Source organism: Stenotrophomonas sp. 86156_Sma (genome assembly GCF_056481625.1).
Map to the genome: position 1 here is coordinate 4,917,014 of NZ_CM151157.1, position 13,254 is coordinate 4,930,267.

12 protein-coding genes are annotated in these 13,254 nt (G+C 66.8%); 5 read left to right on the forward strand and 7 right to left on the reverse strand.

What is annotated here, in order from left to right:
- The first annotated feature begins 51 nt into the window (after positions 1-51).
- Entirely contained in the window at positions 52-948 is an 897-nt protein-coding gene (hemF, locus tag ACZK33_RS22760; RefSeq protein ID WP_065723724.1) for an oxygen-dependent coproporphyrinogen oxidase, read from the forward strand.
- Positions 949-1,044: 96 nt separating this feature from the next.
- Positions 1,045-2,565 carry a hypothetical protein gene (locus tag ACZK33_RS22765; protein WP_423174557.1) on the forward strand — a complete coding sequence of 507 codons (1,521 nt, stop codon included), beginning with the start codon at positions 1,045-1,047 and terminating at the stop codon, positions 2,563-2,565.
- Positions 2,566-2,625: 60 nt separating this feature from the next.
- Here ACZK33_RS22765 and ACZK33_RS22770 read toward each other — a convergent pair whose 3' ends face one another.
- Together ACZK33_RS22770 and polA are read right to left on the reverse strand one after the other, a co-directional pair.
- Positions 2,626-3,105, reverse strand: a complete 480-nt coding sequence (locus ACZK33_RS22770; protein WP_125893335.1) for a DUF421 domain-containing protein — start codon at positions 3,103-3,105, stop codon at positions 2,626-2,628.
- 330 nt (positions 3,106-3,435) lie between these two features.
- Positions 3,436-6,210, reverse strand: a complete 2,775-nt coding sequence (gene polA, locus ACZK33_RS22775; RefSeq protein WP_423174558.1) for a DNA polymerase I — start codon at positions 6,208-6,210, stop codon at positions 3,436-3,438.
- A 98-nt stretch (positions 6,211-6,308) separates the two neighbouring features.
- Here polA and ACZK33_RS22780 point away from each other — a divergent pair, with 98 nt between their 5' ends.
- Positions 6,309-6,593, forward strand: a complete 285-nt coding sequence (locus tag ACZK33_RS22780; RefSeq protein ID WP_005411628.1) for a DUF2782 domain-containing protein — start codon at positions 6,309-6,311, stop codon at positions 6,591-6,593.
- Between the two features lie 134 nt (positions 6,594-6,727).
- Here the strand turns inward: ACZK33_RS22780 and ACZK33_RS22785 are convergent, their stop codons facing one another.
- Complete coding sequence (locus tag ACZK33_RS22785) at positions 6,728-7,174, reverse strand: universal stress protein (RefSeq protein WP_005411629.1); 447 nt, start codon at positions 7,172-7,174, stop codon at positions 6,728-6,730.
- A gap of 183 nt (positions 7,175-7,357) precedes the next feature.
- Here ACZK33_RS22785 and ACZK33_RS22790 point away from each other — a divergent pair, with 183 nt between their 5' ends.
- Entirely contained in the window at positions 7,358-7,504 is a 147-nt protein-coding gene (locus ACZK33_RS22790) for a hypothetical protein (protein ID WP_005411630.1), read from the forward strand.
- Positions 7,505-7,552: 48 nt separating this feature from the next.
- On the opposite strand, the gene ACZK33_RS22795 is transcribed toward ACZK33_RS22790, so the two are convergent.
- Positions 7,553-8,107, reverse strand: a complete 555-nt coding sequence (locus ACZK33_RS22795; RefSeq protein ID WP_423174559.1) for a hypothetical protein — start codon at positions 8,105-8,107, stop codon at positions 7,553-7,555.
- A 206-nt stretch (positions 8,108-8,313) separates the two neighbouring features.
- Entirely contained in the window at positions 8,314-8,640 is a 327-nt protein-coding gene (locus ACZK33_RS22800; RefSeq protein WP_057500899.1) for a low molecular weight protein tyrosine phosphatase family protein, read from the reverse strand.
- Between the two features lie 135 nt (positions 8,641-8,775).
- Here ACZK33_RS22800 and ACZK33_RS22805 point away from each other — a divergent pair, with 135 nt between their 5' ends.
- Positions 8,776-9,486 (forward strand): hypothetical protein, encoded by a 711-nt coding sequence (locus ACZK33_RS22805; RefSeq protein WP_423174560.1) that lies wholly within the window; start codon positions 8,776-8,778, stop codon positions 9,484-9,486.
- A gap of 101 nt (positions 9,487-9,587) precedes the next feature.
- Here the strand turns inward: ACZK33_RS22805 and uvrD are convergent, their stop codons facing one another.
- Complete coding sequence (gene uvrD, locus ACZK33_RS22810) at positions 9,588-11,780, reverse strand: DNA helicase II (protein ID WP_423174561.1); 2,193 nt, start codon at positions 11,778-11,780, stop codon at positions 9,588-9,590.
- A 9-nt stretch (positions 11,781-11,789) separates the two neighbouring features.
- Positions 11,790-13,211 carry an FAD/NAD(P)-binding protein gene (locus ACZK33_RS22815; protein ID WP_423174562.1) on the reverse strand — a complete coding sequence of 474 codons (1,422 nt, stop codon included), beginning with the start codon at positions 13,209-13,211 and terminating at the stop codon, positions 11,790-11,792.
- Positions 13,212-13,254 lie beyond the last annotated feature (43 nt).

The window sequence follows — 13,254 nt, forward strand, 5'->3', positions numbered from 1 at the left end:
GGCCAGGGCCTGCCCGCAGCTTCGGGCGGGCCCTGCGGTAAAGTACGCGCCATGAACGAATTCGAGCGCGTGCGCGCCTATCTCACCGACCTGCAGGACCGCATCTGTGCGGCGATCGAGGCCGTCGATGGCCAGGCCCGCTTCCAGGAAGACCTGTGGCAGCGTGCCGAGGGCGGTGGCGGGCGTACCCGCGTGCTGCGCGACGGTGCGGTGTTCGAGCAGGCCGGCATCGGCTTCTCCGACGTGGCCGGCAGCCGCCTGCCGCCATCGGCCTCGGCCAACCGTCCGGAACTGGCTGGCGCCTCCTGGCGTGCCACTGGCGTGTCGCTGGTGTTCCACCCGCTCAACCCCTACGTGCCGACCACGCATGCCAACGTGCGCTTCTTCCAGGCGCAGCGCGACGGCGAAGTGGTGGCCAGCTGGTTCGGCGGTGGCTTCGACCTGACCCCGTTCTATCCGTTCGACGAGGACGTGCAGCACTGGCACCGGGTCGCGCGCGACCTGTGCGCCCCGTTCGGCGACGAACGCTATGCCGCGCACAAGCGCTGGTGCGACGAGTACTTCTTCCTGCGCCACCGCAATGAAACGCGCGGCGTCGGCGGCCTGTTCTTCGACGACCTGCACGGCGACTTCGAGCGCGATTTCGACTATCTGCGTGCGGTCGGCGATGGCTTCCTGGATGCCTACCTGCCGATCGTGCAGCAGCGCAAGGACACCGCCTACGGCGAGCGCGAGCGAGAGTTCCAGCTGTACCGACGCGGCCGCTATGTGGAATTCAACCTGGTCTACGACCGCGGCACGCTGTTTGGCCTGCAGAGTGGTGGCCGCAGCGAAAGCATCCTGATGAGCCTGCCGCCGCGGGTGCGCTGGGAGTACGGCTTCACCCCGGAAGCGGGTAGCGCCGAGGCACGCCTGGCCGATTACCTGGTGCCGCGCGACTGGCTCTGACCTTCCGGCGCCACGCCTGACGCGTGGCGTCTTCTCCTGCCTGTGGTGCGCCCTGCACCGGACAGGTCCTGCTTTGCCTCCTTCAAGGATGACCCCATGCCTGCTGCTGTTTCCCTCCGCCCCCGCGCTGCGGGCTGGCGCTCCCTGCTGTTGCTCGCACTGGCCTCGGCCAGCCTGCCGGCTGCCGCGCAGTCGATGGCCTGCGGCACCTACAAGGACAGCGACGGCACTATCACGCTGACCATCGAGAGCGAAGGCCACGCCTTCCTGTCCGGCCCCTACCAGGCCACCGAGGAGCTGCGCATCGCCCGCCAGGAAGACGTGCTCGGCACCGGCAACCTGTCCACGGGACGCCTGGAAAACTGGTTCTTCTCGGACAACGACCGCACGATCAACACGCCCTATCGCGAGTTCACCCGTGAGCACGCCGCCGCCTGCAGGACGATGCCCGAGCCCATCGAAGATGGTTGCGTGATGAACACCTCCGAGTGCCTGGAGGCGCTGCCGGAGGCCGCACCGGTGAAGCTGCACGCCTGGTGCGTCGAGGGCGTGGGCGCGGCCTGCTCCCAGCTGTTGGAGACCTACCAGCAGCAGGCCAAGGACGCTGCCCCGGCGCCTGCACGGGCCGAGCCGCCGAAGCCGGAGATCTGCAAGGAGGATTCCGCATCCTTCAACGCCGAGGGTTGCAGGGCGATCGCCGAGGTGGTCGGGCTGGAGATGATCGGCAAGTCCCTGCTCGGGCTGCAGCATTCGGTTGATCCCGTGTTGCCGTCCGCGCAGCTCGATGAGCTGGCCACATTGTGCCGGCAGCAGCACGGCGAGACCTTCTGCGCCGACGTTGCCGAGGTGCTGTGGAGTGGCGGGCGCCTGTTGCAGGCCCACGAAGCGCTGCAGCTGTCGTGCGCGCAGCGCGCGGACGGCGTGGCCTGCGGCCGCGCCAAGGCGCTTGCCAGCCTGGCCGCTGCGCCGGTCGCTTCACTGGCTCCGGTGCCGGCCACTGCGCTGCCGTGTGGGAGCTATGAAGCCGAGTACGGTGTGCTCTCGCAGCTGCGCTTCCTCGATGGCGGCCTGGTTGAGGCCGAGGGCCGCGACCAGCGCCTGCGCGCGCGCCTGCAGGACGGCCGCATCCTCATCCGTCCCGATGTCGGCAGCGACTTCGTGCTGCAACCGCTGAAGAACGGAAACCTCGCCAGCGTCGACGGCGGCAACCGCTTCGCCTACTACGAGCGCAAGCCCGCCGCAGGCAATGCCAGCTGCACGCCGCCGGTGGCGTTTGTGGAGATCCCGCTGCCACTGGATTGCCCCACCCTGGCACGCAAGGACGGCGCCAAGGCCTGCTGCACCGAGGGCAAGCTGCTGGGCTGCAAGGTTGCCGGCGAAGCCCTGTTCGAGGCCGAGAAATGGGCCGCGTCGCTGCCCTACTTCGAGACGCTGTGCGGCGCCGGTGTCCGCGAAGGGTGCCTGGCATTGGCAGCGGTGTATTCGCATACCGCCGACCCGAAGATCCCGCAGGCCATGGCGGCGCTCTGCGCGAAGGATGGCAAGGGCACGCATGTGGCCTGTGATGTGGACGCCACCCGCAACTGGCCGGCACTGAAGGCCGAAGCCGCGCTCTGAGGCTCATGCACCTGTAGAGCCGGGCGCAAGGCAGCCGAGCATGGGCTCGGCTCTACAGGGTCAGGTGCTCTTCCTGGGGATGATGGTGATGTGCCCGTTGATCTCCAGCAGGGCCAGCTCGACATCCTCCACGCCCAGGCAGCCCTGCTGGCGCATCGCGGCCTCGAAATCGGCGCGGGTGACCTGCTCACGGCGCAGAACGGCGTCGAACAGGCGCCCATCACGCGCGATCACTACCGGTTCTCCTTCCACCAGGCGCTCGATGCGCCGGCTGCGGGTACTGACCCAGCCCACCCCATAGTTGAGCAGGATCAGGGTGGCCGCCAGCAGCAGGCCGCCGCCCAGCGAGGTATCGGTACCCAGCAGCGCGTTCTGCACCGCGTTGCCCAGCAGCACCACCAGCAGCACGTCGAAGGGGGTGATCTGCCCCAGCGGACGTTTGCCACTGAGCCGGACCATGCCCAGCACCACGACGTAGACCACCACCGCGCGCAGGATGAACTCCCACCACGGCATCGCCAGTGAGAACAGATCGGGCATTGCGGGTTCCCCTGCGGAGCGGTGGCCCAGCGTGGCGCAGGCCACGTCATCTGGCAACGGCACAAATAAAAAGCCCCGCTGACCAGGGGGAGGTCAACGGGGCCGGGGAACGGGCACTTGGGGAGGAGTCCCCGTTCCGAGATCTGCTCCAGGGGATGGGAGAGATCCACAACAGGCGTTGCGCCTGTCGAGAGTTATAGAAGCACTCCGAACACTAACGGTTCGTGAAGGGGCCCAATTTAATGAACCTCCATCAGGGCAACATTCATGATCGAGTCAGAAACCTCTGACGAATGAACGAATTCACGTCGTTTTCGGCCTGAAACACCCTCAGTGTGCTTCGTCCCAGTTGTTGCCGATGCCGGTATCGACCACCAGCGGCACCCGCAGTTTGGCCGCTTGCGACATGCGCTCGACCACCTGCAAACGCAACTCCTCGACGAAACTGCTTTCGGTTTCGAACACCAGTTCATCGTGCACCTGCAGGATCATCCGTGCCGGTGCGCCGCTGTCACGCAGCCACTGGTCCACGTCCACCATCGCGCGCTTGATGATGTCGGCGGCGGTGCCCTGCATCGGCGCGTTGATCGCGGCGCGCTCGGCACCGGCGCGCAGGCCCTGGTTACGTGCATGAATGTCGTTCAGGTACAGGCGGCGGCCGAACAGGGTTTCCACATAGCCCTGGTCGCGGGCCTGCTGGCGCATCCGCTCCATGAAATCACGCACGCCCGGGTAGCGGCTGAAGTACAGCGCCACGTAGTCCTGCGCCTGGCCACGGTCGATGCCCAGGTTGCGCGCCAGGCCGAAGGCGCTCATGCCGTACATCAGGCCGAAGTTGATCGCCTTGGCCGCGCGGCGCTCGTTCGGGGTCACTTCCTCCAGCGTGCGCCCGAACACCTCGGCGGCGGTGGCGCGGTGCACGTCGGCGCCCTGCTCGAAGGCACGCACCAGGCCCGGGTCCTCGGACAGGTGGGCCATGATCCGCAGCTCGATCTGCGAATAGTCGGCCGCCAGCAGCTGGAAGCCCTCCGGGGCGATGAACGCGCGGCGGATGCGGCGGCCATCCTCGGTGCGGATCGGGATGTTCTGCAGGTTCGGGTCCGACGAGGACAGGCGGCCGGTGGCGGCGCCGGACTGGTGGTAGCTGGTATGCACCCGGCCGGTGTCCGGGTTGACCATCTCCGGCAGCTTGTCGGTGTAGGTGCTGCGCAGCTTGGCCAGGCCCCGGTAGTCCAGGATCACCCGCGGCAGCTCGTGCTGGTCGGCGATCGCCTCCAGCGCCTCTTCATTGGTGCTGGGCTGACCCTTCGGGGTCTTCACCACCGCCGGCAGCTTCAGCTCATCGAACAGCACCGCCTGCAGTTGCTTGGGCGAATCCAGGTTGAAGCTGCGGCCGGCCAGCTCGGTGGCCTTCTGCTGCGCGGCCAGCATGCGCGAGGACAGGTCCTGGCTCTGTCGGCGCAGTTCGTCGGTGTCGATCCGCACGCCATTGGCTTCGATGCGGGTCAGCACCGGCACCAGCGGCATCTCGATGTCGCGGTACACGCTGTCCAGCGCCGGCTCGGCCAGCAGCTGCGGCTGCAGCGCGTGGTGCAGGCGCAGGGTGACGTCGGCGTCCTCGGCCGCATAGCGGCTGGCTTCGTCGATGCCCACCTGCGAGAACGGAATCTGCTTGGCGCCCTTGCCGGCCACGTCCTCGAACTTGATGGTGTTGTAGCCCAGGTAACGCAGGGCCAGTGAATCCATGTCGTGGCGGGTGGCGGTGGAATTGAGCACGAAGCTCTCGAGCATGGTGTCGTCGTGGTAGCCCTGCACCTCCACGCCGTGGCGGCGCAGCACATGCAGGTCGTACTTGCCATGCTGGCCCAGCTTCTTCTTCGCCGGGTCCTGCAGCACCGGGCGCAGTGCGTCCAGCACCTGCTGCATCGGCAGCTGCGCCGGCGCGCCCGGGTAATCGTGGCCGACCGGAATATAGGCGGCCTTGCCCGGCTCGACCGCCAGGCTGATGCCCACCAGGCGCGCACGCATCGCGTCCAGCGCATCGGTTTCGGTATCGAAACTGATCAGCTCCGCCTGCTGCAGGCGCTCGACCCAGGCCTGCAGCTGCTCGGCGGTCAGCATGGTCTCGTATTCACCCGGTGCGGCCAGCGCCGGATCCAGCGTGCCGGCGGCCGGGGCCTCGGCGCTGCCACGGGCGAAGCCGGCGGCGGTGCCACGCAGGCTCGGCGTTGCTTCGCTGGCGGCCGTCGGCGCCGGCAGCGGTGCACCCAGCTCCTTCAGCGCCTGGGTGAAGCCGTAGCGCGCATACAGCTCGGTCAGCTCCGGCACGTCCTGCTCGCGCAGGGCCAGCGTGGTCGGGCTGGCGTCCAGCTCCACGTCGGTGCGGATGGTCACCAGCTCGCGGTTCAGCGGCAGACGCTCCAGCGCGGCGCGCAGGTTCTCGCCGATCTTGCCCTTCATGGTCGGCGCGGCCGCCATCACCCCGTCCAGGTGCTGGTACTCGGCCAGCCACTTGGCGGCGGTCTTCGGCCCACATTTCTCCACGCCCGGCACGTTGTCGACGGTGTCGCCCATCAGCGCCAGCAGGTCGATGATCTGATCGGCGCGCACGCCGAACTTCTCCATCACTGCGGCATCGGAATCCATGCGGCTGCCGGTCATGGTGTTGACCAGCTCGATGCCCGGGCGCACCAGCTGGGCAAAGTCCTTGTCGCCGGTGGAGATGGTCACCTTCAGGTCCTGCGCCACGCCCTGCAGGGCCAGCGTGCCGATCACATCGTCGGCTTCCACGCCGGGAATGCGCAGGATGCTGATGCCCAGCGCTTCGACGATGCGGCACATCGGCTCGACCTGGCTGCGCAGCTCATCGGGCATCGGCGGGCGGTTGGCCTTGTACTGGTCGTACAGGTCATCGCGGAAGGTCTTGCCCGGCGCATCGACCACGAACGCCACGTAGGCCGGGCGCTCCTTCAGTGTCGAGCGCAGCATGTTGACCACGCCGAACAGCGCGCCGGTGGGTTCACCCTGTGCATTGGACAGGGGCGGCAGCGCGTGGAACGCGCGGTACAGGTAACTGGACCCGTCGATCAGGACTAATCTGCTCATGGGTCGATTCTACGCGCCCGTGCCTGCACTGCGACGACACGGCACAGCCGCGGCGATGGGGCATAATCAAGGCTCTTTCCAGGCAAAGGCCCCCGCCGATGAAGACCCTGATGCTGGCTTCCCTGCTCCTGCTCGCTGGCTGCGCCAGCATGGGTGGCGCGGGCGCTCCCCCGGTGGACGTCAAGGGCGCGGATGTGTCCAAGCGCACCATGGACAACGGCGATGTCATCGAGGAATACCGCGTGTCCGGCCAGCTGCGCATGGTCAAGGTGACCCCGTCGCGCGGTGCCCCGTTCTATATGTACGACAAGAACGGCGATGGCCGTTTCGACAACGACAAGGACGGCGTGTCGCCGGTGTACTGGAAGCTGTACAGCTGGTGATGTGACCGGGGTCGGATCCCTGCGATTCAGTAGATCCACGCCATGCGTGGATGGGCCCCTGCCGGCCCTACAAAAGATGACGCCGGCGCGCATCCTGCGGCCGGCGTCGGGTCCCCTCCCCGGGAACGCTTGTATCAGCGGATGACCAGCACCGGCAGCGTGCTGCGTGCCAGCACTTCAGCGGTCTGGCTGCCCAGCAGCACACGGGTCACACCACGGCGGCCGTGCGAGGTCATCACGATCAGGTCGCTGTTGCGCTCGCCGGCAGTCTCGATGATGCCGTCAGCCGCATAGCGGTCCAGCACGTGCACCGGATTGGCGGTGATGCCCTGCTCGGCCGCCTTGGCCAGCGCCGGCTGCAGCACCTTCTGCGCGCCTTCCTCGCGGTCGGCCTTGTACTCGGGGCTGTTCATGTAGCCCACGCTCCAGCCCATGGCGTCGTACATGCCGACGGCCCACGGCTCGGAGACAGTCACGATGTCGACCTCGGCGTTGAGGTCCTTGGCCAGCTCCAGGCCCTTGGCCAGGCCCTTGTCGGCCAGCTCGGATCCGTCGGTGGCAATCAGGATGCGCTTGTACATGGTGGGGCTCCGTAGCGATCTGCCAGATGGGAACGACACCATTGCACACCGGATGTGCAGGCCGTGCCTTGAGCAGAATCAATCCGGCGCCGTGCAGGGGCGTGCGCACCGCCCGCTTGCACGCACCGGTCAGGCGGCGCATGCTCGGCGGGCGGCGCACTGCCGCGCCCAAGGACGACCGACATGCAGGACAACAAGCCGCCCGTCTGGAGTTCCCAGAAGTCCATCATGGTCGCCGCGATCATCGCCTTGGCGGTGCTGTTCGGCGGCTACCAGATCGGCAAGGACATGGCGCTGCGCGACAACGCCCGGCAGTCAGCCGGCCGATAACCTGCTGCCGTAGAGTCGAGCTTGCTCGACTCTACAGCGCCCCAATCTTCAGGCGATCTGCACCACGCGTGCGTTCTGGCACAGCGGATAGCTGGCCACGAATTCGGCAATCGCATCACGCATCGCTTCGAAGGATTCGCCGTACATGTACAGCGCGGTCTCGGTCGGGCCCTGCCACCAGCTGCAGATCTCACCCAGGCCATCGATGCGCTCGGACAGCTGCTCGAACACGTGGTTGGAATCGCACTGCTCGTAGACCTCGTCCGGCAGGGTCAGGCCATCCAGGTAGATGCCCAGGCCCTCGGTCACGCCGAAGCCTCGATCAGCCTCGCCCGCACCCTGCAGTTGCGAACCCTTCGGCGCGCCCAGCTGCTCCAGCAGGTCGATCAGCTTCGGCACGCCGGCCGCATCGACCAGCGCCACTTCGATATCGCCGTATTCGACCTCGCCGAGGTCGGACATCGCGGTGCCGCCGCCGGTCAGCTCGCCCACTTGGGCCGCCTGCAGCAGCGCATCGAGCGGATCCTCGAACAGTTCGTGGCGATGCTCGGGCTGCAGCTTGGCGTTCAACTTCACGGTGACGTGCAGCGTGGGTTCGGTCATCGGGGCGTTCCTGGAAGATGTCAGGCCCCATTGTAGAGTCGAAGGTAGCGGCAGGAGCCGCTGCCAACGTCGCTTGCGACGGCCCGAAGGGTGCCGGTCAGGACGACCGGCATAGCTTGCTCGACTGCCTTTGTAGAGTCGAGCCGTGCTCGACTGCCTTTCCCACCAGAAGCAGCCGAGCATGGGCTCGGCTCTACAACAGCCCGTCAACGCAGGAACGGTGCCACCTTGCGCTTGAGCAGCTCCACCAGCACCGGGTCCATGTAGTCGTAGTCGTCGGGGATATCCAGACAGATCACCCGCTTGCCGTTCAGCCATGCCTTGTAACGGCTGGACAGACGGTTGCGGTGCGCCCTTTCCATCACGAAGACCAGGTCGGCCCACTGCAGCAACTCGGGGCTGAGTACTTCCTCGGCGTCGGCCAGCAACCCGGCTGAGGCGGTCTCGATGCCCGGCCAATCGGCAAATACCTGCTCGGCGGTGGGGCTGCGCAGGCGGTTCTGGCTGCAGAGGAAGAGCACGTTGCGGGTCATGCCCGCAGCGTATCGGGGTCGGACTCCTTTTCCAACGGAAAAGGGCTCTGACGCCAACCGGGTGCTTTCAGACAAGCTGCATGGCCGGAAGACCTTCAGCAAACCATTATGTGCCTTTCCACCATCCAGATGCCCATGATCACCAAGGATGACCTGTTAACGACGTTCGCAGAGGTAGCCGAGGCCCACGGCTGCTACTTCAGCAGGTACGTAGTCGCGACCTACACGCTCTATTGCTGCATAAGGAATGCCAAGGCACATGACCTCGCGATCGCGTCCAAGAATGTCGATGATCCGGAATTCGCTGCCAGCGTTGTGCTGAACGCACCGCACAATCTTTCACATGATGGGCCAACGATCTTCGAGATTCCACCCAACGCCTACGGGTTTACCCATGCGATGGCGGTTCCCAGCACGTATCACGGGCTTCTGAACCGAATCGAGAAGCGCACGGGTCTGTTCCTGTGCCTGCCGATCTTCCAGTGTGAGTTCAACGGCAACGAATCAGCAGAGGATTTCAAGTGGTCCACACATCACATCGTTGACGTCAACAACTGGCAAAGGACCAGGCAGCCGAAGATAAGCGTGTACTTCGACAATCCCCGCACTGGCGGCGGAACGGACAAGGGCGGCGCCATCGTGAGCCTGGAGACATTAATTGCCGAGATCGACAACCTCAACGGCATGGGCAACGGCTTCATCGAGATCACCAACTACCGCGGCGAGGTGATCGAGGTGCTGTCGCCGGCGGAAGGCCACTATGTGTTGATCCGCAACCGCCAGGATGAAGAAGCGATGGATCGCGCGAGCGTGATTTCCGCGGTGGAGAAATTCACCTCAGAATGACGCGCCACCGCTTTCGTACAGTCGAGCTTGCTCGACTGAACGCGCAAAGCAGTCGAGCAAGCTCGACTCTACAGGAGAGATTCTCCCCTCCCCGACGGTGATCAGATCACCGTCAGGTTGGCATACGCCATCACCAGCCACTTGCTGCCGGCATCGGCAAACTCGACCTGCACGCGGGCGTGGGCACCGTTGCCTTCGTAGTCGGTCACCATGCCTTCGCCGAACTTGGGATGGGTGACCAGCGCACCCAGCTTCAGCGGCGGTGCCTCGATCGAGGCATGGCCCATCACCCGGCTGGCGCCCATCGAGGCCGGCCGCGAGACCTGCACCTTGGGGCGGACTTCGTGCAGCAGCTCACGCGGGATCTCGCGCAGGAAGCGCGACGGCAGGCTGTAGTTGTCCTGACCATGGATGCGGCGCGATTCGGCGTAGCTCAGCACCAGTTTCTGGCGTGCGCGGGTGATACCCACGTAGGCCAGGCGGCGCTCTTCTTCCAGCCGCCCGTTTTCCTCAAGCGAACGTGCGCTGGGGAACAGGCCTTCTTCCAGGCCGGCCAGGAACACCAGCGGGAACTCCAGGCCCTTGGCCGAGTGCAGGGTCATCAGCTGCACGCCTTCCTCGCCCGCCTGCGCCTGGCCCTCGCCCGCCTCCAGCGCGGCATAGGCCAGGAATGCGACCAGCTCGTCCATGTCCTCGCCCACTTCCTCGATATCATCGGCGCGGCGCACGAAGCGCGAGGCCACCGAGACCAGTTCGTCGAGGTTGTCGGTGCGCGATTCCGAGTCCAGCGCGTTGCGGCTTTCCTTGCTCCAGTGCTCGCGCAGCTGCGAGCGGGCCAGCACGTGGTCCACGCGCTCGGCCAGGGTCATGTGCAGGGTCTGCGCCTGCAGCTCGTTGACCAGCACCAGGAAGCCGGCCAGTGCATTGCGCGCACGTGCGGCCAGCGCGCTGCCCTGGGTGACCAGCATGGTCGCTTCCCACAGCGAAATACCCTGCGCGCGCGCCTCGCGGCGCACTTCGTCCAGCGTGCGGTCGCCGATGCCACGGGTGGGCGTGTTGACCGCGCGCTCGAACGCCGCGTCATCGTTGCGGTTGGACAGCAGGCGCAGGTAGGCCAGCGCATCCTTGATTTCGGCACGTTCGAAGAAGCGCATGCCGCCGTACACGCGGTACGGCACCTGTTCGCTCAGCAGCGCCTCTTCCAGCGCGCGCGACTGCGCGTTGCTGCGGTAGAGCACGGCCACTTCGGTATAGCTGCCACCGTCTCGCACCCACTGGCGCGCGCGCTCGACGATGTAGCGCGCCTCGTCCATCTCGTTGTACGCCGCGTACAAGTCGATCGGCTCGCCGTCGCCGCTGTCGGTCCACAGTTCCTTGCCGATGCGGTCCGGGTTGTGCGCGATGACCGCGTTGGCGGCGCCGAGGATGTTGGCCGTGGAGCGGTAGTTCTGTTCCAGGCGGATGGTCTGCGCACCCGGGAAGTCGCGCAGGAAGCCCTGCACGTTCTCGACCTTGGCACCGCGCCAGCCGTAGATGGCCTGGTCATCGTCACCGACCACGAACACGTGGCCGGAATCGCCGGCCAGCACGCGCACGAAGGCGTACTGGATGGCATTGGTGTCCTGGAACTCGTCTACCAGGATCTCGCGGAAGCGCGCGCGGTAGTGCGCCAGCAGCGCCGGGTTGTCGCGCAGCAGCTCATGCGCGCGCAGCAGCAGCTCGGCGAAGTCGACCAGGCCGGCGCGGTCGCAACGCGCCTGGTACTCGATGTAGGCCTGGCGCATGGTTTCCAGCCAGGCGTCGTGCGGCTCGGGCTGGATGTGCTGCGGGCGGCGGCCTTCGTCCTTCTGCGCGTTGATCCACCACGCGATCTGCTTGGCCGGGTACTTGCCGTCGTCCAGTTCCAGCGCCTGCACCACGCGCTTGACCAGCCGCAGCTGGTCGTCCGAATCCATCACCTGGAAGCCTTCCGGCAGCTTCGCGTCCTGCCAGTGCAGGCGCAGCAGGCGGTTGGCCAGGCCGTGGAAGGTGCCGATCCACATGCCGCGGCTGCCGTTGGGCAGCTGTGCGTCGATGCGGTGGCGCATTTCGCCGGCCGCCTTGTTGGTGAAGGTCACCGCGAAAATGCCGTGGGTCGGCACGCCATCGACTTCATGCAGCCAGGCGATGCGGTGGGTGAGTACGCGGGTCTTGCCGGAACCGGCACCGGCCAGCACCAGGTGGTGGCCGGGGGGAGCGGAGACGGCTTCGCGCTGGGCCGGGTTCAGGCCATCAAGCAGGTGGGAGACATCCATGCCCCCATTTTACGGCATCGCCGTCGCGGCTCCTGCGACCACCTGGGTTGCCAGTGCCTGCGCCTGCTGACGCAGTTCAGGCACCGCCAGGCTTTCCCACAGGCTGCCGATGCGCAGGCTGCCGAGCACGCCCAGCCGTGCCTGCGGCTGGCCACCGGCGGCGCGCAGGCGATCGCCCGGCACCGTGCTGTCCAACCCCAGTCCATGCGGGCCGGGGCGTGCCAGCCCATCGGCCTGCAGCTGCTGCAGCAACGGATTGCGCAGTGCGCTGGCGCGGGTCTCCACGCCGGTGGCGTTGATCACCCCGCTGATCGTCCACTGCTGTTCATTGCCCGAGGCATCGCGGCCGGACAGCTGCAGCGCATTGCCGTCGCGCCAGACGCGTTGCAGGCGGGACCGGTGGATACGCAGCTGGCCGCTGTCCTGCAGCGCCTGCAACTGCGCATCCACTTCTTCGGCGATGCGGTGGCGATGCACGTCCCAGTAGCGCACCACATGGCGCAGGAAGCGGCGCTGGTCGGCCTCTTCGAGGCTGCACCACAACGCCTGCCCGTGCGGGCGGATGCGGTCCATCACTCCCTGCCACGGCAGGCCGTCGGCCTGCGCCTGGCGCGCGAACCCGCGCAACGCGCGCAGGCGCTGGCGCAGGTTCATCGGCAGCAGTAAAGCCGGATCGAACGTGGGCAGGCCACCGTGCGCGTGCGGCAACGGCAGCAGGCCATGGCGCGAGATCACATGCAGCGGGCCGCTGTGGCCGGCGGCGACCAGCGCCAGCACGGTGTCGGCCATGCTCAGGCCGGAGCCGACAATGGCTACAGCCTGTTCGCCGGCCAGGGTGCGTACGCCGTCGTAGTCCCAGGCCTCGATCACATCATCGGCAGGCAGCGCCTCGGCACCGGCCACGGGCAGCGGGCGCATGCTGTTGCCGGTGGCGAGCACTGCCTGCGCGGCGTGCAGCGTGTGGCCATCGCCGAGTGTCAGCTGGTAGCCGTGGTCATCCGGCTGCAGGCCCAGTACCGGCTGCGCGATCACCTGCAGCTGCGCCGGGCTGGCTGCGGCAGCTTCCTGCAGGCGCTGCTGCAGGTAGGCGGCAAAGAAGTGGCGGCACACATAGCGCTCGCCCAGCACCTCGCGCGCCTCGCCCGGGTAGGCATTGGCGGCCATCAGGTAGTCGAGGAAATCGCCGGGCTGATCGGCAACCGCACTCATCTTCGCCGCCGGCACGTTCAGCAGGTGCTCCGGCCACGGCGTGGCATAGGCGATGCCCTGCGCCAGCTGCGAGGCGGGTTCGAAAATGGCCAGCGCCAGCGGCGTGTGGGCCTGGCGCAATACCTGGATCGCCACCAGCACCCCGGCCGCACCACCACCGATGATTGCCAGGTCCAGTTCGCCATTACGCGGTGAATCAGTCATGTGCCGATTGTAGGCCATCGGCGATGACAGGCCGGATTGCCGAAATGGGCGGCCGGCATTG

Coding starts and splice junctions, on each gene's coding strand:
- ACZK33_RS22795 (WP_423174559.1), bottom strand. CDS start 8,107: ATGACCGAACCCACGCTGCACGTCACCGTGAAGTTGAACGCCAAGCTG.
- ACZK33_RS22790 (WP_005411630.1), top strand. CDS start 7,358: ATGCAGGACAACAAGCCGCCCGTCTGGAGTTCCCAGAAGTCCATCATG.
- hemF (WP_065723724.1), top strand. CDS start 52: ATGAACGAATTCGAGCGCGTGCGCGCCTATCTCACCGACCTGCAGGAC.
- ACZK33_RS22785 (WP_005411629.1), bottom strand. CDS start 7,174: ATGTACAAGCGCATCCTGATTGCCACCGACGGATCCGAGCTGGCCGAC.
- ACZK33_RS22765 (WP_423174557.1), top strand. CDS start 1,045: ATGCCTGCTGCTGTTTCCCTCCGCCCCCGCGCTGCGGGCTGGCGCTCC.
- ACZK33_RS22770 (WP_125893335.1), bottom strand. CDS start 3,105: ATGCCCGATCTGTTCTCACTGGCGATGCCGTGGTGGGAGTTCATCCTG.
- ACZK33_RS22800 (WP_057500899.1), bottom strand. CDS start 8,640: ATGACCCGCAACGTGCTCTTCCTCTGCAGCCAGAACCGCCTGCGCAGC.
- ACZK33_RS22805 (WP_423174560.1), top strand. CDS start 8,776: ATGATCACCAAGGATGACCTGTTAACGACGTTCGCAGAGGTAGCCGAG.
- ACZK33_RS22815 (WP_423174562.1), bottom strand. CDS start 13,211: ATGGCCTACAATCGGCACATGACTGATTCACCGCGTAATGGCGAACTG.
- ACZK33_RS22780 (WP_005411628.1), top strand. CDS start 6,309: ATGAAGACCCTGATGCTGGCTTCCCTGCTCCTGCTCGCTGGCTGCGCC.
- polA (WP_423174558.1), bottom strand. CDS start 6,210: ATGAGCAGATTAGTCCTGATCGACGGGTCCAGTTACCTGTACCGCGCG.
- uvrD (WP_423174561.1), bottom strand. CDS start 11,780: ATGGATGTCTCCCACCTGCTTGATGGCCTGAACCCGGCCCAGCGCGAA.